General features: G+C 58.0%; 22 protein-coding genes. 21 read left to right on the forward strand and 1 reads right to left on the reverse strand.

Features of this window, described 5'->3' with window-relative positions; translation table 11 throughout:
* The first annotated feature begins 207 nt into the window (after positions 1 to 207).
* From H8S61_RS16210 to H8S61_RS17815, 13 genes are all read left to right on the forward strand, one after another.
* The gene (locus tag H8S61_RS16210) at positions 208 to 1602 is read left to right on the forward strand and encodes a response regulator transcription factor (RefSeq protein WP_186939712.1); all 1395 of its coding nucleotides are present in this window, start codon (positions 208 to 210) and stop codon (positions 1600 to 1602) included.
* A 115-nt stretch (positions 1603 to 1717) separates the two neighbouring features.
* Entirely contained in the window at positions 1718 to 2482 is a 765-nt protein-coding gene (locus H8S61_RS16215; protein WP_366458628.1) for a sugar transferase, read from the forward strand.
* Positions 2483 to 2491: 9 nt separating this feature from the next.
* A complete protein-coding gene (locus H8S61_RS16220; protein WP_186939714.1) occupies positions 2492 to 3265 on the forward strand; it encodes a WecB/TagA/CpsF family glycosyltransferase in 774 nt (257 codons plus the stop codon).
* Positions 3258 to 4484: a nucleotide sugar dehydrogenase gene (locus tag H8S61_RS16225; protein WP_186939715.1), complete on the forward strand. Its 1227-nt coding sequence runs from the start codon at positions 3258 to 3260 to the stop codon at positions 4482 to 4484. The genes H8S61_RS16220 and H8S61_RS16225 overlap by 8 nt, the downstream gene beginning before the upstream one ends.
* Before the next feature lie 20 nt (positions 4485 to 4504).
* Entirely contained in the window at positions 4505 to 5617 is a 1113-nt protein-coding gene (gene wecB, locus H8S61_RS16230; RefSeq protein WP_436231609.1) for a non-hydrolyzing UDP-N-acetylglucosamine 2-epimerase, read from the forward strand.
* Positions 5608 to 6513: an ATP-grasp fold amidoligase family protein gene (locus H8S61_RS16235; protein WP_186939717.1), complete on the forward strand. Its 906-nt coding sequence runs from the start codon at positions 5608 to 5610 to the stop codon at positions 6511 to 6513. The genes wecB and H8S61_RS16235 overlap by 10 nt, the downstream gene beginning before the upstream one ends.
* Entirely contained in the window at positions 6513 to 7598 is a 1086-nt protein-coding gene (locus tag H8S61_RS16240) for a glycosyltransferase family 4 protein (RefSeq protein WP_186939718.1), read from the forward strand. The genes H8S61_RS16235 and H8S61_RS16240 overlap by 1 nt, the downstream gene beginning before the upstream one ends.
* 28 nt (positions 7599 to 7626) lie before the next feature.
* A complete protein-coding gene (locus H8S61_RS16245) occupies positions 7627 to 8961 on the forward strand; it encodes a hypothetical protein (protein ID WP_186939719.1) in 1335 nt (444 codons plus the stop codon).
* A complete protein-coding gene (locus H8S61_RS16250; RefSeq protein ID WP_186939720.1) occupies positions 8948 to 9976 on the forward strand; it encodes a glycosyltransferase family 2 protein in 1029 nt (342 codons plus the stop codon). Before H8S61_RS16245 ends, H8S61_RS16250 begins: the two co-directional genes overlap by 14 nt.
* A gap of 4 nt (positions 9977 to 9980) precedes the next feature.
* Entirely contained in the window at positions 9981 to 10445 is a 465-nt protein-coding gene (locus H8S61_RS16255) for an LbetaH domain-containing protein (RefSeq protein ID WP_186939721.1), read from the forward strand.
* Positions 10442 to 11254, forward strand: coding sequence for a glycosyltransferase family 32 protein (locus H8S61_RS16260; RefSeq protein WP_186939722.1), 813 nt, complete (start codon positions 10442 to 10444; stop codon positions 11252 to 11254). The genes H8S61_RS16255 and H8S61_RS16260 overlap by 4 nt, the downstream gene beginning before the upstream one ends.
* A gap of 4 nt (positions 11255 to 11258) precedes the next feature.
* Positions 11259 to 13565 (forward strand): polysaccharide pyruvyl transferase family protein, encoded by a 2307-nt coding sequence (locus tag H8S61_RS16265; protein WP_186939723.1) that lies wholly within the window; start codon positions 11259 to 11261, stop codon positions 13563 to 13565.
* Between the two features lie 3 nt (positions 13566 to 13568).
* Positions 13569 to 14984 carry a lipopolysaccharide biosynthesis protein gene (locus H8S61_RS17815; RefSeq protein ID WP_186939724.1) on the forward strand — a complete coding sequence of 472 codons (1416 nt, stop codon included), beginning with the start codon at positions 13569 to 13571 and terminating at the stop codon, positions 14982 to 14984.
* Positions 14985 to 15266: 282 nt separating this feature from the next.
* On the opposite strand, the gene H8S61_RS16275 is transcribed toward H8S61_RS17815, so the two are convergent.
* Positions 15267 to 15962 carry an alpha/beta fold hydrolase gene (locus H8S61_RS16275; RefSeq protein WP_186939725.1) on the reverse strand — a complete coding sequence of 232 codons (696 nt, stop codon included), beginning with the start codon at positions 15960 to 15962 and terminating at the stop codon, positions 15267 to 15269.
* A 109-nt stretch (positions 15963 to 16071) separates the two neighbouring features.
* On the opposite strand from H8S61_RS16275, the gene H8S61_RS16280 reads away from it, so the two are divergent.
* The 8 genes from H8S61_RS16280 (at position 16072) to H8S61_RS16315 (ending at position 24573) form a co-directional block, all read left to right on the forward strand.
* A complete protein-coding gene (locus H8S61_RS16280; RefSeq protein WP_186939726.1) occupies positions 16072 to 17490 on the forward strand; it encodes a cytosine permease in 1419 nt (472 codons plus the stop codon).
* Entirely contained in the window at positions 17487 to 18590 is a 1104-nt protein-coding gene (locus tag H8S61_RS16285) for an S-methyl thiohydantoin desulfurase family protein (RefSeq protein WP_186939727.1), read from the forward strand. The genes H8S61_RS16280 and H8S61_RS16285 overlap by 4 nt, the downstream gene beginning before the upstream one ends.
* A 3-nt stretch (positions 18591 to 18593) precedes the next feature.
* Positions 18594 to 20144, forward strand: coding sequence for a hydantoinase/oxoprolinase N-terminal domain-containing protein (locus tag H8S61_RS16290; RefSeq protein WP_186939728.1), 1551 nt, complete (start codon positions 18594 to 18596; stop codon positions 20142 to 20144).
* A 184-nt stretch (positions 20145 to 20328) separates the two neighbouring features.
* Entirely contained in the window at positions 20329 to 20712 is a 384-nt protein-coding gene (locus H8S61_RS16295; RefSeq protein WP_160943608.1) for a GntR family transcriptional regulator, read from the forward strand.
* 12 nt (positions 20713 to 20724) lie between these two features.
* A complete protein-coding gene (locus H8S61_RS16300) occupies positions 20725 to 21660 on the forward strand; it encodes a slipin family protein (RefSeq protein WP_186939729.1) in 936 nt (311 codons plus the stop codon).
* 195 nt (positions 21661 to 21855) lie between these two features.
* Positions 21856 to 23409 carry a molybdopterin-dependent oxidoreductase gene (locus tag H8S61_RS16305; protein ID WP_160943610.1) on the forward strand — a complete coding sequence of 518 codons (1554 nt, stop codon included), beginning with the start codon at positions 21856 to 21858 and terminating at the stop codon, positions 23407 to 23409.
* A gap of 67 nt (positions 23410 to 23476) precedes the next feature.
* Positions 23477 to 24298: a molybdopterin-dependent oxidoreductase gene (locus H8S61_RS16310; RefSeq protein WP_186939730.1), complete on the forward strand. Its 822-nt coding sequence runs from the start codon at positions 23477 to 23479 to the stop codon at positions 24296 to 24298.
* Complete coding sequence (locus H8S61_RS16315) at positions 24295 to 24573, forward strand: hypothetical protein (RefSeq protein ID WP_186939731.1); 279 nt, start codon at positions 24295 to 24297, stop codon at positions 24571 to 24573. Before H8S61_RS16310 ends, H8S61_RS16315 begins: the two co-directional genes overlap by 4 nt.
* Positions 24574 to 24631: the final 58 nt, after the last annotated feature.

Consider the following 24631-nt stretch of genomic DNA (forward strand, 5'->3'; position numbering starts at 1 on the left):
AACGGAAGGACGGAAAGGGTCCTCAGGGCTGATTTTCTCATCCCTTGCCTTTGATCAGGCTTTTCGCGAAAATGCGATGCTCCAAGCGAAGCGATACTTGGTATAATCCCCATCCAAAGGCATGATGCGCTCGGGCGATTGGGACGCGCGCGTTGGGGAGCGGGGTGCGGGATGGGGATGGAAGGCGGCTCTACCACGAAGGCGACGATGCCCTATCGTGCCGTGTTTCCCTTTCTGGGTATGGCGCTGCTCCTTTCATGCACCTGGTGCTCGGACTTCTCCTTCGCCGCGCCGACGCGGGCCGATGCGACGGTGCTGTTCTACCTCCCGCGCGTATGCACGATCGTCGCGCTTGCATGTTGCGCCCTGCGTCCCGAGCGCTTGCGCCTGCGGGAGCGCGGTTCCCTCGTCCCCGCGTTTCTCGGCGCGTGCGCGGGGGCGGGCAGGCTTCTGGGGGCGTGTGCGGGAATGCTGCCGGCCGGAGAGGCGCTTTCCTATCTCGGCGTGACGATGTACGGGGTTGCGGAAGCGGTCTTGCTGGTGTTGTGGTTGGCGCGCTGCTGCGCGCTGGAGCCTCGTCGGACGCGCATCGTGTTCCCGCTCGCCTACCTGTTGGTGGCCTGCGTCTATTTCGTCCTCATGGTCCTCGACCCGGTGATCGTCTTGGCGCTGCTCACCTTGTTCCCCGTTGCGTCGGGCCTTCTGCTTGGAAGCGTCGCCGGAGAAGGGCTCGACGGCTCCGGCGAGCCGGGGGCGGGGGATGAGGAGGCGCCGGTCGCCTGGACGTTCCCGTTTCTCCCGGTCGCGCTCATGGTGGTGTACAAGCTCATCTTCTACTTCTCGCTGTCGTTGACCGACGGGCCGTCGTTGTACGGTCCGCTCGGCATTATCGTGATCACCCTCGTGGCGCTCGTCGCCACCTGGTTCTTCTTCGATCGCTACTCGGCCAGCCTGCTCTATCGGCTCGCTTTGCCCCTCATGGTGGGCGGTTTGCTGCTGCTCGCATGGCTCCATGCCGGCAGCATGGTGGCGACGCTGCTCACGAATGCGAGCAACATCGGTTTCGAGCTGTTCATCCTCATCACGCTGGCGGAGATCTGCTTCAAATACCGCATCGACGGCATCTGGATGTTCAGCATCGTGCAGACGGCCCAGGTGGCGGCTTCGACGCTGGGATGGTGCTTGGGCGAGGCGTTCACCGCGGCGAATCCGGTCGGGTCGCTGCACGCGAGCGCGGTCGTCGCGGCCATCGTGGTCGCGCTCATCGCCTTGTCGATGCTCTTCTTCAACGACCGGCTGGTTTCGAAGACGTTCGGCACCGAGCCCGTGCGCGCGGACGGCTCGGGATCGCGCGCGGCGGGTGCGACGATGTCGCACTACGAGGAGCTGGTGTGGCGATGCGCCCGAGTCGCGAGGCGCTACGGCCTGACCCATCGCGAGGAGGAGGTGCTCGAGCTCCTGTCGCAGGGGATGAGCACCGCGCGCATCGAAGAGGATCTGTGCATCTCGAACAGCACCGCCAAAACGCACATTCGCCACCTGTACGAGAAGATGGGCGTGCACTCGCGCGACGAGGCGCGCAAGATCGTCGAGGCCGACTAGCGCGGGCGGGTGCGGGGCGGGCGAGCTCTTCCTTGGTCGCGCTGCATCCGATGGCAATGCTGTACCGATTTTGGGACAGGTTGCTTTCTGGGCTTATCGGTTGTGCGGGGTCATGGTGACCCCGCACATTTCGCTATCACTCGATAAGCGCGGTTATGTAAAGTCGAGCGAACTCGAGGCTTCCGACCTCGCTTTTCTCGCGCCGGAGCTCACGAGCGAGGCCGAGGGCCCGATCCAGGCGCCGGCCCGCGCCGAACGCCGCCTCGCCTACCGCTTCGTCAAGCGCGCCTTCGACATCGCCTTCTCGCTGTGCGCTATCGCCGTGCTCCTGGTCCCTTCGATCGTGCTCTGCGTCGCCATCCGCCTCGAGAGCCCGGGCAACCCCCTGTACTCCCAGAAGCGCGTCGGCCGCATCGGGCGCGACGGGCAGGTGCGCACCTTCGACATGTACAAGTTCCGCTCCATGCACAAGGACGCCGACGAGCGCCTGGCGGAGCTGGCCGACCTCAACGAGGCCGACGGCCCGCTCTTCAAGATCAAGGACGACCCGCGCGTCACGCGCATCGGCCGCTTCATCCGCAAGCACTCCGTCGACGAGCTGCCCCAGTTCCTCAACTGCCTCGCAGGCCAGCTCTCCTGCGTGGGCCCGCGCCCGCCGCTGCCCTCCGAGGTCGCCCAGTACGACGAGCGCGCCATGCGCCGCCTCTCCGTCAAGCCCGGCCTCACCGGCTACTGGCAGGTGAGGGGCCGCAGCGACACGACGTTCGACGACATGGTCGCCATGGATCTCGCCTACATCGAGGAGCGCTCCTTCGCGACGGACCTGCGGGTGATCGCGAAGACGGTAATCACGATGTTCGACGGCAAGGGGGCGTGCTGAAGCTAGAAAATGGCGTATGTAAGTCCCAAAAGATATCCGATCCTCAATACCTACGTGAATGCGCTCACGCTCGAAGAAACGGTTTTGGAAGTCGAGAAGATTATCGCCTCGAGGCAGCCCACACAGCATGTGGTGATCAACGCTTCGAAGATCAACCTGATGAACGACGATCCCGCACTTTCCGAGATCGTGAACACTTGCCCCCTCATCAACGCCGACGGCGCCTCTATCGTTTGGGCTGCGAAACAGGTTGGTGTTCCCTTGGTCGAGCGGGTGGCTGGCATAGACCTGTTTCAAAGGCTCATCGCGGTATCTGCGGGAAAAGGTTACAAGGTCTACCTCTTCGGGGCGAAAGAAGAAGTTGTTCGCAAGGTCAAAGATATTCTCGAGAGAGAGTATCCTTCTTTAAAAATCGTTGGATACCGCAATGGATATTTCACTGAGAAAGACGAGTCTTCGATTGTTGCCGACATTGCAGCTTCAAAGGCGGACATCGTGTTTGTTGCGTTTTCGTCTCCTCGGAAAGAGTACTGGACTCATAGGCACTTGAATCAGTTGGGAGCCTCTTTCGTCATGGGCGTTGGCGGCAGTTTTGACGTTGTTGCTGGCGTTACGAATCGTGCGCCTAGATGGATGCAGGGGGTAGGTCTCGAATGGCTATACCGCTTCATTCAAGAACCTCGTCGCTTATGGAAGCGATACGTCGTGGGCAATGCCCGATTTATTTCTTATGTTTTCAGATGCAGAAGAGCAAGCAGGAAGGTTTCTGAGAGTCATGATTAATGTCATTGGTTTGGGATACATCGGCTTGCCGACGGCGCTTATGTTCGCAGCGCACGGCGTGGAGGTAGTGGGGACCGACTACGACGAGGGCCTGATCGCGACACTTAACTCCGGGCGTACAACTTTCAAAGAAGACGGCCTCGACACACTATTCGCCTCTGCTGTAAAAGCGGGTGTAGCCTTCAGTACGGAGTATCAGGAAACTGACATGTACATCGTCTCGGTTCCAACGCCCTACGATAAGGACTCTAAGAAGATCGACCCATGCTATGTGTGCGCAGCGGTGGGGAGTATCATGGCGGTCTGTCCGAAAGGTGCCACGGTGGTTATCGAGTCCACCGTCTCTCCGGGCACCATCGACCGCTTCGTGCGTCCTGTCGTGGAGGAGCAGGGGTTCGTCATCGGTGAGGACATCAACCTGGTGCACGCGCCCGAGCGCATCATCCCGGGCAACATGGTCTACGAGCTGCTTCATAACAATCGCACTATCGGAGCGGACGATCCCACTGTTGGAGAACGTGTTAGAAAACTCTATGCGTCTTTCTGCCAAGGCGAGATCGCTGTTACCGACATCCGTACGGCAGAGATGACCAAGGTGGTGGAGAACACCTTTCGCGACATCAATATCGCCTTTGCAAACGAGCTAGCCAAGATCTGCCGCTCGGATGGCATGGACGTTCGCGAGATCATTCGCATAGCGAACAAGCACCCCCGGGTGAACATCCTTTCGCCTGGACCCGGCGTGGGCGGACACTGTATCAGCGTGGATCCGTGGTTCCTCGTGGGCGACTATCCGGGCCTCGCACGTCTCATCCGCAACGCGCGGGAGACCAATGACTCTATGCCAGACTATGTGTTGCAGCGCGCTAGCGAGATCGCGGCAGAGAGGGGGATCGTGGATGCTTCTAAAATTGGCATCTATGGTCTCGCCTACAAGGAAAATGTCGATGACGTCCGCGAGAGCCCGACGTTGCAGATGCTCGAGAGCATGGAGCATCACCTCTGTGTTGGAGCGTGCAGAGTCTATGACCCCTGGGTTGAGGATGATGTCGTCCCCAACCAGGTTCACTCCATGGAAGAGTTCTTGGAGGGCATAGAGATGGTGATCGTGATGGTGGGCCACGCACAGCTTAAGAGTGACCTGTCGGTTCTCGACGGTAGGGTCGTCCTCGATACCCGCGATGTCTGTGGCACAGGCAAGAACATCTGTAAGCTGTGACTTGCATGGAGCGTTGTTTCTTGAAGAAGAAAGTCCTTTTGGTGTTCGGAACCCGACCTGAGGCTATCAAGATGTGCCCACTCATCAAGGAGTTGAAGTCCCGTCCGGACGAGTTCGAGGTTCGGGTCTGTGTCACGGGGCAGCATCGCGAGATGCTTGATCAGGTATTAGGCACTTTCGGTGTGACCCCCGACTACGATCTCGCCATCATGAAGCCCGGCCAGACGCTCTTCGACGTTACCTGCGACGTCCTCCTCGGTATGAGGGCGGTGCTCGAAGAGGACGAGCCTGACGTGGTGCTGGTCCACGGCGACACTACCACGTCATTCTCCGCTGCACTTGCGTGTTACTATCTTCAGATTCCGGTGGGACACGTCGAGGCCGGTCTCCGTACGCAAAACATCTACTCGCCATGGCCCGAGGAATTCAATCGCCAAGCGGTGGATATCGTCGCAAACTACTATTTCGCCCCAACGGAGGCATCAAAAAGGAACCTGCTAAACGAGGGAAAGTCTGAAGGTCGCATCTGGGTCACCGGCAATACTGGCATAGATGCTTTGCGTACGACGATTTGCGATGGTTATTCCTGTCCTGATCTCGATTGGGCCGAAGACTCTCGTCTCATTCTTATCACTGCCCATCGCCGCGAAAACTTGGGTGAGCCCATGCGTCGAATGTTTCGCGCTATCCGTCACGTAATGGAAGAGCATCCAGATACGAAGGCAATTTACCCTATTCACATGAACCCTCTCGTAAGAAAGGCAGCATGCGAAGAGCTTGGCGATTTCGATCGTTTGAGGATAATCGATCCGCTAGAGGTGTTGGACTTTCACAACTTCATGGCGGCAAGCTACCTTATTCTCACTGATTCGGGTGGCATCCAGGAGGAAGCTCCTAGTCTTGGGAAACCCGTCCTTGTCATGCGGGACACTACTGAGCGCCCCGAGGGAGAGAAGGCCGGTACGCTAAAGCTTGTGGGAACTGAAGAAGATGTCATCTATCGTGAGTTTTCTCGTCTGCTCTCCGATGGGGCCGAATACGATGCGATGAGCAAGGCCTCCAATCCCTATGGTGATGGATTTGCGAGTGCTCGCATTGCGGACGTGCTGAAGGATCAGTCAACATGGAGCTGAAGAAGCGTTTTACCTTGTCATTAAAGAACAGTCTGAGGTTCTTGCCTGATAGGACATACATAAACTTATATTATTACGCCAAATTCGGTGGGTTTCCTGATATTGATAATCCGAGGACCTTTAACGAAAAGATTCAATGGATGAAATTCAACTACCGAGATCCTCGGTTGTCGAATTTGGTAGACAAACTCGAAGTCCGTAGATTTGTACAAAAGACCATTGGTGCAGAGTATCTTGTACCCCTAATCGGAGTCTTTGACACTGTAGAGGATTTCGCGAAAGCCGATCTCCCCAACGAATTCGTGGTCAAATGCACTCATGATTCGCAAAGTACGCATGTTTGCTCGAATAAAGAAGCGTTTGAAATTGACGTGGTTGTCGACGAGCTTAGGGTTGCATTGCGTAGGAATTGGTTTTGGCAGGGCCGAGAATGGGCCTATAAAAACTGCAAGCCAAGGATCATCGTCGAAGAATACTTGAAGGAGCCCGGAAAAACGACGCCGAATGATTATAAATTCTATTGTTTCAACGGTAAGGTCGAAATGGTGCAGACAGACACGGATCGGTTCGAGTCGCGTCATGCGCAGCAATACTATTCCCCGACATGGGAATCCTACGGTGATTGGGATAGGTATACCGTTGAGGAATGCAATCAAATGGGGAAGCCGCATCTGCTTGAGCAAATGATCGAGTTGTCGGAAAGGCTTGCAGCTGGATTTCCTCACGTGAGAGTTGATTGGTACTGCATCGAAGGATCCCCGTTGTTCGGGGAACTGACGTTTTATACGGGCGGTGGTTTCGATCCGTTTCATTCACAGGAAAACAAGCTTGACGACTGGTTGGATAAGAAACTAGGGGAACTGTTTGTGCTCCCTGTTTGTCCAAATGGAGCGTAGTGACGATAGACGTAGACAAGCGACTCCGCGTTCTTATGGTAGGCCCAGGTCTTTCTTCACGAGGCGGGATGGCTACGGTAGAACGACAGCTGGTGAGCGCTCTTCCGTCAACTGGTATCGAGGTTGACTTCCTTTCGACTTACGAAGAGGGTGCGATCGTCCAGAGGATGCTTGCCGGTCTTAGGGGGTATATTCGTTTCTCGAGAATACTGGATAAATATGACATCGTACATATTCATACGGCTTCGAGAAATAGTCTCAGGCGCAAGAGCCGATTTGCGAATCTCGCCATGAACAGGGGGAAGAAAGTCATCTTTCATCTCCATGGAGGCGAGTTCGCTGTGTGGTTCGACAACGAGCTTGCTGAGAAGGATCGGAGTGAGGTTCGTTCACTCTTTGATGCTGCGGATGCCGTCGTGGTGCTGTCTGAGGAATGGGCTGAATGGATGACCTCGAGGAGGTTTAGCCCTAAGAGGCTCGTTGTCATGCACAATGCGGTTTCGGTACCGATGGAGTCATGCTCGCCCTGCTCTCATCGAGACATCCTTTTTCTGGGGCGCCTTGATGAGAACAAGGGTCCTGACGTGCTTTTGCGTGCATCAGTGCAAGTTCTGAAAAGCCATCCTGAGACAAAGCTTGTTTTCGGCGGGGATGGGTCGCTTGAGAAGTACAAGGCTTTGGCGAATAAGCTCGGAATTTCCGATCACTGCGAGTTTCTTGGCTGGGTTGCCGCAGAAGAGAAAGAGCTTCTGTTTGAACGCGCTGCCGTTTACTGCCTACCTTCGAAGAATGAAGGCATGCCCATGAGCTTGCTTGAGGCGATGGCGCGTGGGATACCTGCCATTGCTACGCCTGTAGGCGGCGTTCCGCAGGTGATTGAGGATGGCGCTAGCGGTTTCCTTATGCCGATAGATAGCGAGGGGCGGTTATCGGAGCTTCTGTCGATGCTGCTTGCTGATGGTCTTCTTCGGCAAGCTATCGGATGCAAGGGCAGAGAGAAAATTATCGGGTCGTTTGATTTGAAAAACAATGTAGTCAGGCTTGCGGAGCTGTACTGGATGCTTGTGCGCCAACGCGTCGAGTAGTGACCATATGCGAAACGGATACAATTATATGGTTCAATCGATATCAACTTTAATTGGAAATATCCCTCGAGACCGAGTCAGACTACTGGATCGAAAGATTACGGTCAGTCGGCTTCTTTTTGCGGAAATTCCGATCATCATTGTCGTTAACTTTCTGGTTAATATATCCATCATTCCCAGTATGGCGACATATCTGCTGGATGTATTCAATGTCGCTGTGGCGTTGTTTTCACTGAAAGCGATCGCTCGGCTTTTTGATCATTCAAGATGGTATGGTTACCTGCTTCTAGTTTTTGCGGTGTATGGAGCATTCATGGCTCTGCTGAATGCGGTTGACCCTATTTTGTTCGCATGGGAATTTTTCCAATTGTTCAGGTTTATTCTATTTGGGCTGCTCTGTGCTGCGTATTTCAGGGTTGATGATTTTGTTCGCGTTTGGCGGCTTCTTTATAAGCTTCAACCCGTCAACGTGGCGTTCGTCGCATATGAGTACATTGTAATGGGCCTAGACAGGGACAATCTCGGCGGCATTTTTGGCACTGTTGCTGGCTGCAACGGGCCTCTGAACGTTTTTCTCGGTCTTTGTGTGGCCTACGCTTTCGTTTCCTGTTTGAACAATCGCGATGTTGGCGTGGTGGGCTTCGCGCTAACTTGTATTTCATGTCTGATCATCGTATCTCTTGCGGAAATTAAGTTTTTTTACTTCGAGTTTCTGACGATTGCGGTAATTAGTCTTTTTATCAATCGTCCGTCTTTCAAGACTGTCGGCGTTATCATTGTATCGATCGCGGGTATTGTTTTGGCGCTCAATGTATTGAAGACGGTCAATCCGTATCATTACAGTGTACTTATGGACGTGAATTCGATTATGGGCGCTGCCGATAACCATGATCTTGAAACAGGATATGGCGTTTCTCGCATTGGGATGTTCTCGCAGATGGATAGCATGTTTTTCCATGGCGATATAATTGAGCGCTTTATTGGCATGGGGATCGGAGCGACTACCATGTCGTCTATCTCCCTGTTCTGTTCGCCCTTTTTTTACGCCAACGGCTATTTGAAGTATTACTACCTGCAATCCGCAATGCTGTATCTGCAGATGGGTTACCTCGGCCTTTTATTCTATTCGATTGCCTCCGCTGGTCCTTCGATTCGTTCGTTGTTTTCAAGCGTGCGCTCAAATGAACGATTGCGACCAGCTTGCGAGCTATGCGCTTGCGTAGCCGTCCTCTTTCTTATGAACTGCTTTTACGAGAACTCGGCAAGAACTTTCTTTTCGTGTATTTGGGCACTGTTTCTTTTTGCTCCACTAGTCCTTTCTGAGCATCATGAAGCTAGAAAGGACAACGATGGGTCTCGTTAGCGTTGTCGTACCAATATATAACGTCGAGCAATATCTTGAGGAATGCGTTATGAGCATCCTAAAGCAGACTGTCCGGAATATTGAGGTCATCCTTGTTGACGATGGATCACCTGACGGCAGCGGTCATCTGTCCGACGAACTTGCCGAACGGGACAAGCGCATACGCGTCGTTCATCAAGAGAACCAGGGGCTTGGGCCAGCAAGGAACACGGGTCTCAGCCTTGCAAAAGGCGAATACGTGATGTTCGTCGATTCGGATGACTGGATTGACGAAGACATGGTCGAGAGACTGCTTGAGACGGTTCGCGAAACTGATGCGGATGCTGCGTTCTCAGGCTATAGAGTGATGCGTTGCGGTGCTGTGGACTATGAAAGTAGGCATCCTCTCGCTGGCAGTATTCTTGAAGGCGAAGAGCAGATATGGAAGTTGAGACGTGCCTTTTTCGGTGCTTATCCGAATCGTAATGTTTCAGATAACACGCCGGTGTCAGTCTGTTTTTCGATGTACCGCCTCGACCTGATTCGGGAACATAACATTGCGTTCTGGAATGTTCGATCCGAAGATCGTTTTTTCAACGCAGAGTTTTGCAAGAACGCGAATACGATTGCGGTTTCCGATTCCGTTTTCTACAACTACAGGAACGACAGACAGCCATCAATCACGAATGGTTTTAACGACTCCTCGATACAAGATAACGAGCAATTGTTCGATCTGCTTTTTCGAATGGGGTCCCAGGAGACCCAACGAAAAGAAGAAGCGATACTGCGCATCAAAAGAAGCGTCATTGACTGCACGAGAACCTTGCTTATGAGCTTGGAATCCTGTGAAATGCCGACTTCCGAAAAAGTAGAACTTGCAGGTAACCTCTTACATTCGAAGATGCTTAGACGGGCAGTGGAAGACTTCCCGTTCACTGCTCTCCCTGTGCAGCAGCAAGCGTTTTATCTGGCTGAGTTCTTTATGCTTCCAAAAACAGCGTTGGCTCTTGCCTCCATCAGAAACAGAAAAAGGTAATTCAATGAACTTGACGGATATGCTGCGGTTTCGTCGTGGGAGTGTTCTCTCCAAACTGTATCAGTGGAAAGCGATGCGAATCGGCGCCGATATACCCTCTTCAGTGACAATTGGGCGCGATGTGAAATTTCCGCACAATTCGCTCGGCACCGTCATCCACCCTGACGTGGTTATCGAGGATGCTTGTGTTGTGTATCAAAACGTTACTCTTGGCAGGCAGGACGCATACGCCGAGGCTCCTGCCAACGTTAAGCTGACGCTCGTTTTGCATAGAGGATGCATAATCTGCGCAGGGGCGAAAGTACTCGCATCGTTTGGCAAGCCTGTCCATATCGGTAAAGGAGCAATAGTTGGCGCAAATGCCGTTTTGACACATTCCATTGGAGATTATGAAATATGGGCTGGTATTCCAGCTCGTTTGATCGGAACTGCGACCAACGAAACGCCTCCTAAGGAGCCGCTTAAATGAGCGCGCAGAAGAATCCTGACGATATTCCCAGAACGATCCATTATTGTTGGTTTGGCGGGAATCTTTTAGGTGAACAGGAACTGCGTTGCATGGAATCGTGGCGTAAGTATTTGCCGGGTTACGAAATTGTTTGTTGGGACGAGTCTAATTTCGATATTCGGTGCTGCGACTACGTCTCTGAAGCATACGATGCAAAAAAGTGGGCGTTTGTAAGCGACTATGCGCGTTTCAAGATTCTGTACGAGCGCGGCGGCATCTATTTCGATACAGATGTAGAGCTGGTTCAGCCAATTGACGATATTCTAGCCAACGGCCCGTTTATGGGATTCGAGACGGACTCTGACGGCATAGAAGTCGGCTCCGTAAATGCTGGACTTGGCCTTTCTGTCGGACCTGGTCTCGATCTCTACCAATCCATTCTCGATTCATACGAAAACGACCATTTTGTTAAGGACGGCGAGTCGTTTGATCAAACGACCGTTGTGATTCGAGTAACCAGGATTCTCGAGCAAAATGGACTCAAGCCTCTGCTCGGAATTCAGGATGTCGCAGGGGTGACCATATATCCGGCGGAGTACTTCAATCCCAAAGATATGTATACTGGCGAGATCAGAATTACTTCAAACACTCGCTCTATCCATCACTTTAGCATGTCGTGGTTTACTGAAAAGGATATTTTCGAGCATAACATCGGGAGGCATCTTAGGAAGATTGGCCTTCCAGAAAAGATGGTCTTCAAGCTCTGCGCCGTGGCGGAGATCGTTAGGTTCGCCGATTTAGAGCGAGTTCTGAAACGGGTAAGGGGCTAATCTGTTGATTGATCCGGATGATATGAAGCCGAGGGTTGCTGTGATGACATGGTTCTCCTACGAGAACTACGGCACGGTGCTGCAGGCGATCGCGTTGCAGCGGATCCTAAGCCATCGAGGTGTCGAGCCCTTTCTTATTGATTATAGTCCCCGGCCGACTAAAGAGCGATCTGAGCGGATGGATATGGTCGCCTTGGCCAAGAAAGCCGTCGGCAAGTTTAAAGACCATAGCTCCACTCCGTATCATTCTAGCGCGCGGAGCGAGCTGTTTGCCGCGTTCTTGACTGAGTATGCCGAGACGAGCGAACCGGTGAACTCCGCCCCAGAGCTCAGGGCTCTCGCCTCGAGTGCTGCTGCCTGTATTTGCGGAAGCGATCAGGTATGGTCGCCTACGTGTTTCGATGAGAATTACTTTTTGCCATTCGTTGACGATCCTGCGAAAAGGATTGCGTATGCACCGAGCTTTGGGGCGAGCAATATCGTCGACCCGGAGATTCGCCAACGTACGGCGGAGCTTGTTGGTGGCTTCGGATCTCTATCTGCGCGCGAGTCTAGGGGCGTGGAGCTGATCGGGGAGCTTGCTGGCCGTAAGGCGGAACTCGTCCTCGACCCGACGCTGTTATTTGATTATGCCGGATGGAAAGACCTTCTTGGCGGCGGATCCGAATTGGAAAAACCGAATAAGTACGTTCTCTGCTACTTCCTCGGGGATCCTTCGCGCTACAGGCGAGCGGTTAGCAGCTATGCTGAATTCCTCGGTCTGCCAATTATTGTGATACCGACATTCAACGATCAGCGTGAGAACGTACCTCCCTTTGAGGTTGGGCCTAAGGAGTATGTCGAACTCCTTTCTGGAGCAAGCTATGTCCTCACGGATTCGTTTCATGGCGTAGCTTTCGCTACAAATTTCAATAAACCATTCTCGGTTTTTAAACGCTTTTCCGACTCCGATCAGAAGAGCCAAAACTCGCGCATCACGGGCTTCCTAGAGCTCATGAGGTTGAGCGAAAGGCTTGTCGATCCTGAAGGTGCTCTTGCGTCTGAAACGTGTGACTTTAGTATCGCGAATCGAGCACTGGAAGACCTTCGCCGCTCTTCGATGGCATATCTGGAAAAGTCACTTGAAATCGCCTTTAAGACGTATACAGAAGGCGAGAAGCCGAAGAAGCCGATCCATATTACCGACCAATGTTGTGGGTGCGGAGCTTGCGCGGTGGTCTGTCCGCGCAAGGCTGTAGCTGTCTCCGAAAACGTCGACGGTTTTCAGGCTTATAGCATTGACGATGGCCTCTGTGTGGCATGCGGGGCGTGTGTCAAGGTGTGTCCAATGGCAACTATATCGGCACCGAGTTTGAGAAATGCGCTTGGGATGTGCTCCTATAAGAGTGCTGACAAGGTTTCCCTGACGATGTCCTCATCCGGCGGACTTTGTAATGATCTGTCGGTCTTTCTGCTCGCCAAGGACTATCGCGTTTTCGGGTGTGCTTACGACCGGGAACAGGATGCCGCCGTGGTCGTTGAGGTTGACGAGGACAAGGTCAATTCCCTCAAGGGTTCGAAATACATCCAGGCCCGTTCGGCCGAAGCGCTGGCAAAGGCGAGTGATGGAGACGGCAGGGTCGCTTTCTTCGGTACGCCGTGCCAGATCGCTGGTCTCGATGCCTTGCTGCGTCAAAAGAGCATGCGCGATTCGGCGGTTCTTGTCGAGCTCATTTGCCGTGGCGTGCCGACTGCGAACTTGTGGCGCCGCTACATTGAGGAGCGCGTCGAGCGCGACGGCGTGGGTAGGCATCCTGATGTTCAGTTCCGTTGGAAGGCAAACGGATGGTCGTCCGTGAAGATGATGAGAGTGATGGGCGGCGCAAGGGACTATTCCGCGGCTGAGCCAAAAGATGACTTCTATGCCTTTTTTGGTCAGGGCCTTTGCAATGCGAAGAGCTGCTACGAGTGCCCTTACCGCGAGCGTTCTGCCGCCGATGTACGTACGGGAGATTATTGGGGTCCTCGGTTCTCCGATGATTGCGAGGGTGTTTCGATGGCTGTCGTGATGACCGAGAGGGGTAGGGCGATTGTCGAGGAGTTGGCTAACCTCGGCGCTGAAGCCAATGCCCAAAAACTCCAAGAGTACTGGGACTGCCAGCAGCCCTACAATCAGGGGCTGCCAATAATGTGGGGCGATATCATTGTCGAACTTGCTCGTGGCGACAAAGCCCTCTCTGCCCTGCGTAGGAGATATTGCGGAGGATATGATCAGCGTCGCCGTCTCATGAAAGCAAAAGCTGTTGTTAAGAAAATTCTGGGGCATGGATAGGTCGTGCAGACCAAACGAAAATATCTAGCCAAGAACATTGGACTCTTCGCTTTGAGCGGGTTTGTGCCAAAGGCGCTGTCGTTCTTTCTGGTGCCTCTCTACACGAGCATCTTGACGACGGCGCAGTATGGTGTAGCGGATCTCATTTCGACGACGGTGATGCTGCTTGTGCCAATTTTTTCGCTGGACATCCAGGATGCGGCGATGCGCTTCGCGCTGGATAAGCACTGCGACAACAGGGCGGTATTCACTGTGGGTGTGAAGACGGTCGGGATTGGCACCTGCCTAGTCTCGCTGCTTCTATTCGCCGTGTCGCTGCTTGGCATCCCGGGATTCGACGGCGAGTACCTCTTCTTCACGGCGATCATGTTCTTCGCGACGGCGGGCTCCAATGTGTTCTCTCTGTTCTGCCGCGGGATCGACAAGGTCAAGACGGTGGTGGTGTCGAGCATCCTCAACTCCGTTATTGCGCTCACGTGCAATATCGTCTTTCTTGCGGTTCTTGGTTGGGGTCTTACGGGCTATCTTTTAGCCAATACGCTCGGTTCGCTCGTAGCAATTGTCTACATGCTCGTCGCCGCGAGGCTCTACCGTTACGTTGATTTGAAGACTGACACCGAGCTCAGAAATGCTATGTTTCGGTATAGTTTCCCGCTTATTTTTAGCGTGGTGGCATGGTGGGTCAATAGCGCTTCGGATCGCTATATTCTTACGCTAATCTGTGGTGTAGGCGTGAGCGGCATTTATGCTGTGGCGTATAAAATTCCGAGCATTCTCTCGATGTTCGGAAACGTTTTCTCCCAAGCATGGTCGATTTCCGCTATCAGAGAATTTGATTCCAAGGATAAAGACGGTTTTTTCGGCACGACATTCAGTCTAATGAGTTTTGCTATGACGTTGACGTGCTCCGTGATAATGATCGCAAACATTCCAATCGCTTCGTTTCTTTATGCGAAGGACTTCTTCGAGGCGTGGCGGTTCGTGCCCCCGCTGTTGCTAGCTGTTGTGTTCGATATTCTCTGTCAGTTCATCGGTGGTGTATTCACTGCGACGAAAGATACCAAGACGCTTTCTTGCACGACTGTTGCAGGCGCAGCTTTGAACGTTGTGTTGAACCTACTGCTGATTCCATATCTCGGTGCCATGGGAGCGGCTATTGCAACGATGATTGGTTACGGCGGTGTGCTCGCTGCGCGTGTGATTGCGCTCCGAAGGCACATTAAGATGAGGATTGCGTGGGGAAAAGTGCTCACATCGTACGGTCTCTTAATCGCGCAGCTTGTGATTGCCGAGTTCGGTGTTTGGTTGATTCCTGCTCAGGTTGCAGTGCTTTTTGGATTGGTTTTGCTCCACCGCGACGAGACAAGAAGCATTATCGGATTGTTAAAAACCATAATCGAAAGCCGTTGTTCTCGCTAATGGATTATCTTCAAGCTCTAATGTGTATCAGGATGCGAGCAGGATTGATCCCCCTTGTCTGAGCTTGAAACGACATGGTTGATCGCTGAAAGTGCCTTTATGTCTCTTTCGGATTCAATTTGCGTCGAATATGCGCGTATCGGTTTTTCGATTCGTAGTACGGTAGGTAATCTGCGTACTCCGTGAGAATCAGGTATTCGGAGCGTCCGTGCAACTTGGTTGTTTATGTTGGCAAATTAGATTGCATGTAATATACATGTAAATGGATAGTTTTCTATAGCTTTACGTTGACGTCTTTTCCGTCAGCAGAAACCCCTCCACCACTCGGTTGAACTCCTCGGGGTTTCCCGCCGCCACGAAGTGATCGCCCTCTACGAAGGCCAGCCTCGCACCCGGGATGCCGCTAGCTATCAACCTGGTGTGGTCTTCCTTGATCATGTCCTTCGTGCCGGCCACCACCAGCGTTGGTGTGCTCAGCGCGGCTAGCTCCTCCGGGGCGATGTTCGGGTCGTTCACCATGAGGCCGAGCATCTCGGCGTTGCGGCGCGCCTGCTCGCTCCACCTCCCGAAGAACGACGCTATCCGATAGCCCGCGACGATGGGCAGCTGCACCGACGGCTTCACGCCGCCGGCGTCGAGGTTCGCGCCGTTGAGCACGAGCTTGCCCACGCGCTTTGGATGCGCGAGCGCGAACACGAGGGCGATGTTGCCGCCGTCCGAGAATCCCAGCAAATGAGCGCGCTCGATGCCGTGCTCGTCCATGAAGGCCAGCAGGTCGTCGGCGAACTGGCGGATGGTGAAGGGCGCCTCCCCGCGCGGCGACTTCCCGTGCCCGCGCGTGTCGAGCGCGATCACGCGGAAGCGCGACGCGAACGCGTCTATCTGATGCTCGAAGTACGAGCCGTCCTCGCCGTTGCCGTGCAGCAGGATGAGCGTCTCGCCCGATCCTTGCTCGCGGTAGTGCAGTTCGACGTCCATCGTCGCCCTTCGTCCCGTGTCGTATTGAATCGCGCTCCATGATAGCATGCGCCGTTATGCTACACTTTCGAGCCGTTACCACCTGAAAACGACGAACGAGGAGGCACCGGTGCCTACGGCACGCGACACAACCGCCGCGGCGGAAGCCGACGGCTTGCGCATCGACGAATCCGAGCGCAAGAGCTGGGCCAGCATCGCGTTCATCCGCGCGGGCGGCATGTTCAGCGCGCCGACGCTCATGGTGGGCGCGTCGCTGGGGCTGGGCCTCGCGCTCGGCGGCGCGGCGCTCGCCACGCTCGTGGGGTTCGGCTTCATCGTGGCCTACATGTGCTTCGTGTCCATGCAAGCCTCCGACCTGGGGCTCCCCACGGCATCGCTCGCGGCTCCCGCGCTCGGGCGCGCCGGCGCGCGCTACCTCGTATCGCTCATCGTGGGCGTGGTGACCATCGGCTGGTTCGGCGTGCAGACGGCCGTGTGCGGAGCGTCGCTGGCGCTCATGCTGGCCGACGTGTTCGGCCTGGCCGTGCCCGTGTGGGCATGCTCGGTGGCGCTCGGCGCGCTCATGCTGGCGACGGCGCTCGTGGGCTTCGACGGGCTGAAGTGGGTGAGCTCCGTCGCCGCGCCGCTGCTGGTGGCCATCTGCCTGTACGGCGTGGGCGCGTCGGTGGCGCAAACGGGCAGCCTCGACGCGTTGTTGGGCTACGTGCCGCTGCCGGCCGACGCCATCGGCCTCATCGCCGGCGTGAACATGGCGGTGGGCCTGTTCGCGTTCGCGGGCGCCACGGCCGGCGACTTCGCCCGCTTCGCGCGCACACGGCGCGACGCGGTGCTGTCGTGCGTCGTCGGCGTCATCCCCGCAGCGCTCGTGGCGTTGGTGGCGGGAGCGGCGCTGGCCATCGTCACCGGTCAGGGCGACATCGCCGTCATCATGAACTCCATCGGGTTGCCGGCGGTGGGCCTCATCGCGCTCGTGCTGTCGGCGTGGACGGTGAACGCGAGCAACGTGTACTCCGCCGGCCTCGGCTTCGCCGTCATGCTGGGTAAGGGCGAGGGCGGCAGCAAGCTGACCACGGCCGTCTCCGGCATCGCGGGCATCGCGCTGGCGGTGGGCGGCATCCTCGGGCAGTTCGAGGCGTTCCTCACCGTGCTGTCGGCCTGCGGCCCCGCGCTGGCCGGCGTGATGGTAGCGGACTACTGGCTGGTGCGGAAAGGCCGCCCGGCGAACGTGCGCGTGAGCGACGGCGTGTCCGCACCGGGCGTGGCGGGGCTCGTGTGCGGCATCGCGGTGGCGCTCGTCACGGGCGGCACGTTCGCGCTCGTGCCGGGGCTCGGCGCGCTCGACCTGCCGTTCTTCGTCGGGCCGGTGAACGGCATCGTCGTGGCGATGGCGGCCTACGCGCTGTCCTACCGCCTGGCGGGCGGCGAGCGGTTCGCGGGGCGCATCGCCCTCAAACGGCCCGCGGAATCGACTATCATGAACCATGCCGCACCCGATGCGGCGGACGGCATACAGGAAGGACGAGCATGAGGAAGATCGGCATCCAGGAAATCGAAGACATCGCGCTGGGCGCGGCGCTTCTCGGCGCAGGCGGGGGCGGCGACCCCTACATCGGCAAGCTCACGGCCATCGGCGCCGTGAAGGAATGCGGCGAAGTCGAGCTCATCGGCGCCGACGAGGTGCCCGAGGGCGCGTTCATCATGCCGACGGCGTCCATGGGCGCGCCGACCATCCTCGCCGAGAAGGGCGTGGGCGCCAACGAGTTCGCCAAGCTGTTCGACATGGTGTCGCGCTACTACGGCAAGCCCGTGTACGCCACCATGCCCATGGAGGCCGGCGGCGTGAACTCCATGCTGCCCATCGCCGCGGCCGCGCGCCTCGGCATCCCCATGGTGGACGCCGACGGCATGGGCCGTGCGTTCCCCGAGCTGCAGATGGTCACGTTCACCATCGGCGGCGCGTCGGCCACGCCCATGGCGTTCATCGACGAGAAGGGCAACTCGGGCATCCTCGACACCATCACGAACAAGTGGACTGAGGACATCGCCCGCGCGGCCACCATGACCATGGGCGGAACCATCACCATCGCGTTGTTCTGCATGGATGCCGACACGTTGAAGAGCTTTGGTGTGCACGGCATCGTGACGCGCTCCGAGGAGCTGGGCCGCGCCATCCGCACGGCGAAGGACGGGGCGGCTGCGGCCGGCCTCACGCCCGAGGAGTTCTTCCTGAAGTTCACGGGCGGCCACAAGCTGTTCAAGGGGAAGATCTCCGACGTGCTGCGCGAGACGCGCGGCGCGTTCAACTTCGGCAAGGTGGTGCTCGACGGCATCGGCGAGGACAAGGGATCGCAGGCGTTCGTCGAGTTCCAGAACGAGAACCTCAGCTGCGTGGTGGACGGCGAGATCAGGGCCACGGTGCCCGACCTCATCTGCCTCGTGGACCCCGACACGTTCACGCCCGTGCCCACCGACGCGCTCAAGTACGGCAAGCGCGTGCTGGTCGTGGGCCTCGAGTGCTTCGATATGTGGCGCACGCCGGCGGGCATCGACCTCGTGGGGCCGCGCTATTTCGGCATCGACACCGACTATATCCCCGTGGAAGAGCGCAGCGCGCGGAAGGAGGCGTAAGCCATGTACAAACTGGGCATCGACGTGGGCGGGACGAACACCGACGCCGTCCTGATCGACGAGAACCTGCAGGTGGTGGCCGCGGTGAAGAACCCCACCTCGGGCGACATCTACACGGGCATCATGGGTGCGGTGGACGCCGTGCTCGACGAGAGCGGCGTCGATCGCGCGCTCATCGGGCAGGCCATGCTGGGCACCACCCAGTGCACGAACGCCATCGTGGAGCGCAAGGGCCTCGCGCCCATCGCCATCCTGCGCATTGGCGCGCCGGCCACGGTGGGCATCCCGCCGATGGTGGACTGGGCCGAGGACATCGCGGCCGTGTGCGTGGACGCGCTCGTCATCGAGGGCGGCTTCGAGTACGACGGCAAGCGCCTGGCGGAGTTCGACGAGGCCGCGTGCCGCGCGTTCTTCGAGGGCGTGAAGGGGCGCGTGGAGGCGGTGGCCGTGTCGAGCGTGTTCTCCACCGTGCGCAACGACGACGAGCTGCGCGCCGCCGAGATCGCGCGCGAGGTGCTGGGCGAGGGCGTGCACGTGTCCATCTCGAGCGAAATCGGCTCGATGGGCCTGATCGAGCGCGAGAACGCCACCATCCTGAACGCGGCGCTGCACGACGTGGCGCGTCGCTTCACGGAGGGCTTCGCGCAGAGCCTGGCCGACAAGGGCGTGGTGAACGCCGAGGTGTACCTGTCGCAGAACGACGGCACGCTCATGACCATGGAGCACGCGCGCCGCTATCCCATCCTCACCATCGCGTGCGGGCCGACGAACTCCATCCGCGGCGCCAGCTACCTGTCGCGCCGCGACGACGCCATCGTCATCGACGTGGGCGGCACCACCACCGACCTGGGCGTGCTGGCGCACGGCTTCCCGCGCGAGAGCGGCGTGGCGGTGACCATCGGCGGCGTGCGCACGAACTTCCGCATGCCCGACGTGGTGTCCATCGGCCTGGGCGGCGGCTCCATCGTGCGCGTGGCCGACGACGGCACCGTGTGCGTGGGCCCCGACTCGGTGGGCTACGAGATCGCGCGCAAGGCGCTCGTGTTCGGCGGCGATACGATGACGGCCACCGACATCGCCGTGCGCCTGGGGATGGCCGAAGTGGGGGACGGGGCACTCGTGGCCGACATCCCCGAGGACGTGGCCGAGCGCGCGATGGCCGCCATCCGCGCGCTCGTGGAGGATGCCATCGACATGATGAAGGTGTCGAGCGACGACATCGACGTGGTGCTGGTGGGCGGCGGCGCCATCGTGCTGCCGCACGAGCTGGCCGGCACGGCCGAGGTGGACGCGCCCGAGCACGCGGGCTGCGCGAACGCCATCGGCTCGGCCATCTCGAAGGTGAGCGGCGTGTACGAGGCGTTGGTCGACTACGACGTCACGCCGCGCGACGAGGCGCTGGCCATCGCGCGCGCCGCCGCCGTGGACGCCGCGGTGGAGGCCGGTGCGGTGCGCGACACCGTGGAGATCATCGACGCCGAGGACGTGCCCCTGGCGTACTATCCGGGCCACACGAACCGCGTGAAGGTGAAAGCCGCAGGCGATTTGGGGTAGCCCCCGGCTTCCGGGCTCCCAGAAGCGCGCCGATCGAGCGCGGCCGTCAACGCGACGGCCGCGCTCTTCTTTTGCCGGTCCCCGTGTTCGCCCGATGCACTCGTCGTTCGTTGAGGCGATCCGTTGGCGTTCGCTTGTGTTATCATACGACCGGATGATACTTTGAAAGGAAGGCTGGGCGCGCGTGTTCGAGACGTTGCGGGTGAACGATACATCGGGCGTTCCCGTGTGGATTCAAATCCGCAACCACATGATCTTCCTGATCCGATCGGGGCGGCTGCGGCCGGGAGACACGCTGCCCACCGTGCGCGAGCTGGCCATTCAGCTGGGCGTGAACTACAACACCATCCACAAGGTGTATCAGGACCTCGAGACCGACGGGTTGATCCTGTCGGGCCGCGGGAAGCGTTCGACCATCGCCGAAATCGACCGGGAAGCGCTCAACCTTCCCGATTCGCCGGTGGACGTCGTGATCGAGGAGCTGGTGCGCGTGATTCGGGAAACGGGGATTTCCCGCGTGGACGCGATGGCGCGGATCGAGGAAGCGTTCGCGACGCTCGACGAGTGAGAGGGGAGAGCCATGGGGGAGAAGAAGTCGTATTTCGACGAACAGGACGAGATGAGCGCCGATGACGTCGTGATCGCGACCGAAGCGCAATTCGACGAGACGACGACGAGCCGAACCGGTGCGACGGCGCTTCGATGGGTGCTGACGCTGGTTGTGTTCGCCCTGTTCGTGGGTGCGGCGTGGCTTGCATGGTCGCCGGTGCTCGCCGTCGTGGGCGCGGTGGCCGCCGCCGTGCTGTTCAGCTGCATGCACGTGGTTCTGGAGTGGGAGCGCTCGGTGGTCCTGCGCTTCGGCAAGTTCAACCGCGTGGCCGGCCCCGGCCTCATCTTCATGATCCCGCTCGTGGAATACTCGGCGGCCACCGTGGACATGCGCATGCGCTCGACGGCGTTCAAGGCTGAGCACGTGCTGACGGCCGACCTCGTGCCCGTGAACGTGGACGCCGTGCTGTTCTGGACGGTGTGGGATGCCGGGAAGGCGTGCTCCGAGGTGAAGAACTACGTTCGCCTGGTGTACTGGGCGGCGCAGACCACCCTGCGCGACGTGATGGGCGCGGTGAACATCGCCCAGCTGAGCACGCGCCGCGAGCAGATCGACCGCGAGGTGGCCGACATCCTCGAGCGCAAGACGAACGAATGGGGCATCACCGTGGTGTCGGTGGAGATCCGCGACATCGAGATACCCGACGACCTGCAGGAATCGCTGTCCGCCGAGGCGCGCGCCGAGCGCGAGTACAACGCGCGCATCATCCTGGCCGAGGTGGAGAAGGAAATCTCGGAGATGTTCGTGGACGCCGCGCGCACGTACGGGCGCGAGGATGCGGCTCTCCAGCTGCGCGCGATGAGCTTCGTCTCCGACAGCGTGCGGGAGAAGGGCGGCCTCGTGGTCATCCCCAGCGCGCTGTCCGAGGCCTTCGAAGGGTTGGAGAGCATCGCGAAGAAGGGGTAGCGCGCCGCCCGCGCTGCCGTCCCGGAGCGCATTCCCGGGCGCGTTCGTTGCAGGGTCTCGTCGCTGACGCGGCGGGGCCCTTCTCTATTCTCAAAAAAGAATCATATACCTGTAAGACAAGTATCACAAATTTGTATGATTTATGATACGATACCGGCAGAGGGCGAGTATCGAACAATAGGAGAGGAGAGTGCAATGCGAAAGCGCGCTATATGGACGACGGCGCTGTGCTGTGCGATGGGGTTCTCGCTCGCAGCCTGCGTCCCGAACGTCGAAGGGGAGGGGGATGGCCAGTCTCGCGTTGTGGCGGGAAGCGACCTGCCCGATGACGCGACGCTGCAGGATCGCATAGACAAGGTCCAATCGGACGTGGAGGCCTATGCCCCCGAGATCCGCACGCTTGAGGACGGAACGAGTATCCAGCTCACGCCCGATGCTGCGTCGAACCAATTTGGATTGAACCATCTGAACGGCGCACCGGCAGCGTATAACACGCAGTATCTGAATGCCGACAACAGGGGATGTGTTTCGTGCCATGAGGATGGGCTGGCCGATCTCGTAAACAACAAGATGGACTATCCGCACATCAAGATCACGAACAACCTTGGTTCCGACGTGACGCCGATGCAGTGCGTTCACTGCCATTCGGAGGATGGCTACAGCAACAGCTACGATTCGTTCGGAAGCTTGATCCATGGCATGCACAGCCGCGATTCGTTTAAGGGCTCGTGCCTGTCGTGCCACGACGCTACCGACAATGGCACGATGCGGCTTTGGGAGGAGGCGAAGTACGATGTGCTCAGGGGCTTCTCGTATGTGGAAAATGCCCAAGGCCGTTTCTCGTACGAACAAGAAACCCTCACCGATCTGCCTCAGATCGACTGGATGTTGGCGACGCTTGACGATGCAGAGGTTGAAAGCCTGGTCAAAGGATCGAATGGGGAATCGCTCGATTCGGAAAGCCTGATCAACGATTGGGATATTACGGTGAGCGGCGAAGTCGACAATCCCGTATCGGTAAACCTTGGAGAGCTGATCAAAGAGGCTCCCAGCGAGACCTTTGTTACCGGGGCGCAGTGCGTCATCAATCCCGAAGGCGGTGAGCTCATTGCGAACATGGAGATCACGGGCATTCCGATGAGCTATGTGCTCGACAAGGCTGGCGTAAAGGAAGGCGCGAACGTCATCTACCCGACGGCACCGTCGGGCTATACCCAGGCGTTGCCTGTCGAAGGCGCTGAAAACGGCGAAATCTACCTCGTGTACAAATTGAACGGCGAGTACCTGACGTACGAAGAGGGCGCACCTGTCATGGTGTGGGACACCGATCTGCGGTGCCTGGGCAATCATACGCGATTCGTGAGCGAGGTTGTTGTCGCGAGCGTTCCTGAGGAGGAAGTGCATTTCTACAACGGTCTTCCCGATCGTGAGGGAAATTATTTCGACAAGCCAAATGCCGGCATAACGAACTTCCATGATGGGCAGATTGTCGAAGTTGGAAAACCGTTCGATTTCACGGGCTTCGCTCAGGCGTTTGACGAGCAGATTGTTGCCGTGGAGTTCTCTCTCGATCAGGGTGAAACCTGGACCACGTTCGACACGTCCGACTCCGACGAGACGAAGGTCGTGTGGTGGACGTTCGCGTATACGCCGGAAAACGCGGGGTCGTACGTGATGTCGATTCGCGCAGTCAGCGACACGGGCAAGGTGTCGCCGTATCCGATCAAGGTTATGTTCAACGCAAAGTAACGTGGGGAAACAAGTGCCGCGCCCGGCATGCGGGGCAGGTCGGGCGCGTGGTAAGAGGAGGTGCGCAATGAGCACGTTGAAGAAAACGTTAGTGCTGGGAACGAGCTCGGTGCTGGCGCTGGCGGGCGTGAGCGGCGGCATAGCTGTGGCGGCCACCGATGCGGGGCCGCAGCAGGATGCGCCGGAGGCGGTGTCTCGCGATGCGAGCGCGACGTACGCGAAAACCGACATCGTCACGCTCGATGCGGTGGAGGGGCAGTTCGCCTTCACGCAGAGTGAGACGTCGTCCAACGAGGACATCCAGAAGAATCTCGGCGCGTCGCAGTATCTGTGCGGAGCCCGCCCAACGGGCGAGGCGTCCGCGGCGGATGTGGCTCCCGAGGATTGGCAGATCGCTGTCGGCGGCGCGGTGGCGAACCCGTACACCGCCACCTACGGCGAGCTCGTCCAGACCGATGAGGTGCAGTCGTTGCTGATGGGCTGCGCATGCGCCGGGAATCCCGCCGACGGCAAGGCGAGCGCGAACGCCGAGGTCACGGGCATCTCGGTGCTCACGATGATCGGTATGGCGCAGCCGGATGCGAACGCGAACACCATCGTGTTCACGTCGGCCGACGGCTACGAGGTGGCGCTGCCGCTGTCGTACGTGCAGCGGCGCTACTGCCCGATCGTGTTCGACGTGAACGGTGCGCCGCTGGCCGAGAGCGTGGGCGGCGTGAACCAGTTGTGGCTGGGCTCCACCTCGGCGAACTACTTCGCGCGCGACGTGGTGGCCATCACGCTCGAGGACCGCGAGACGCCCCCGCCCAGCCCGAGCAGCGACGAGGCGCGTGAGGCGTACGCCAACCTGCCGAACGTCGGCGTGCTTCTGGGCGGCGACGTCGCATGATCCCCTGCGTGCGGGGAAGCGTCGGCAAGCCGGTCAGGCTCAAGGGGACCGCGTACGACTTCGATCGCGCGATATCCGCGATCCAGTTCTCGCTCGATGAGGGCGCTCACTGGACCGAGTACCCGACCGCGAGCACCACCGACTACCAGAACGTCACCTGGGCGTTCGACTTCACGCCGCCGCAGGCAGGCCGGTATCGGATGAAAGTGAGGGCCGTGAACGATCGGGGAGAAGCGAGCCCCGAGGCGGCTTATGTCGAATTGGAGATTGACTGAAAGGGGGGAGGCATGCAAGCGAAAACGCTGATGACACGGCGGGTCCTACTGCAAGGAA

Origin of the sequence: Eggerthella hominis, from assembly GCF_014287365.1 — a bacterium.
Lineage (GTDB): Bacteria > Actinomycetota > Coriobacteriia > Coriobacteriales > Eggerthellaceae > Eggerthella > Eggerthella guodeyinii.

Coding starts and splice junctions, on each gene's coding strand:
- H8S61_RS16210 (WP_186939712.1), top strand. CDS start 208: ATGCCCTATCGTGCCGTGTTTCCCTTTCTGGGTATGGCGCTGCTCCTT.
- H8S61_RS16220 (WP_186939714.1), top strand. CDS start 2,492: ATGGCGTATGTAAGTCCCAAAAGATATCCGATCCTCAATACCTACGTG.
- H8S61_RS16225 (WP_186939715.1), top strand. CDS start 3,258: ATGATTAATGTCATTGGTTTGGGATACATCGGCTTGCCGACGGCGCTT.
- H8S61_RS16235 (WP_186939717.1), top strand. CDS start 5,608: ATGGAGCTGAAGAAGCGTTTTACCTTGTCATTAAAGAACAGTCTGAGG.
- H8S61_RS16245 (WP_186939719.1), top strand. CDS start 7,627: ATGGTTCAATCGATATCAACTTTAATTGGAAATATCCCTCGAGACCGA.
- H8S61_RS16250 (WP_186939720.1), top strand. CDS start 8,948: ATGGGTCTCGTTAGCGTTGTCGTACCAATATATAACGTCGAGCAATAT.
- H8S61_RS16255 (WP_186939721.1), top strand. CDS start 9,981: ATGAACTTGACGGATATGCTGCGGTTTCGTCGTGGGAGTGTTCTCTCC.
- H8S61_RS16260 (WP_186939722.1), top strand. CDS start 10,442: ATGAGCGCGCAGAAGAATCCTGACGATATTCCCAGAACGATCCATTAT.
- H8S61_RS16275 (WP_186939725.1), bottom strand. CDS start 15,962: ATGGACGTCGAACTGCACTACCGCGAGCAAGGATCGGGCGAGACGCTC.
- H8S61_RS16285 (WP_186939727.1), top strand. CDS start 17,487: ATGAGGAAGATCGGCATCCAGGAAATCGAAGACATCGCGCTGGGCGCG.
- H8S61_RS16290 (WP_186939728.1), top strand. CDS start 18,594: ATGTACAAACTGGGCATCGACGTGGGCGGGACGAACACCGACGCCGTC.
- H8S61_RS16300 (WP_186939729.1), top strand. CDS start 20,725: ATGGGGGAGAAGAAGTCGTATTTCGACGAACAGGACGAGATGAGCGCC.
- H8S61_RS16305 (WP_160943610.1), top strand. CDS start 21,856: ATGCGAAAGCGCGCTATATGGACGACGGCGCTGTGCTGTGCGATGGGG.
- H8S61_RS16310 (WP_186939730.1), top strand. CDS start 23,477: ATGAGCACGTTGAAGAAAACGTTAGTGCTGGGAACGAGCTCGGTGCTG.
- H8S61_RS16315 (WP_186939731.1), top strand. CDS start 24,295: ATGATCCCCTGCGTGCGGGGAAGCGTCGGCAAGCCGGTCAGGCTCAAG.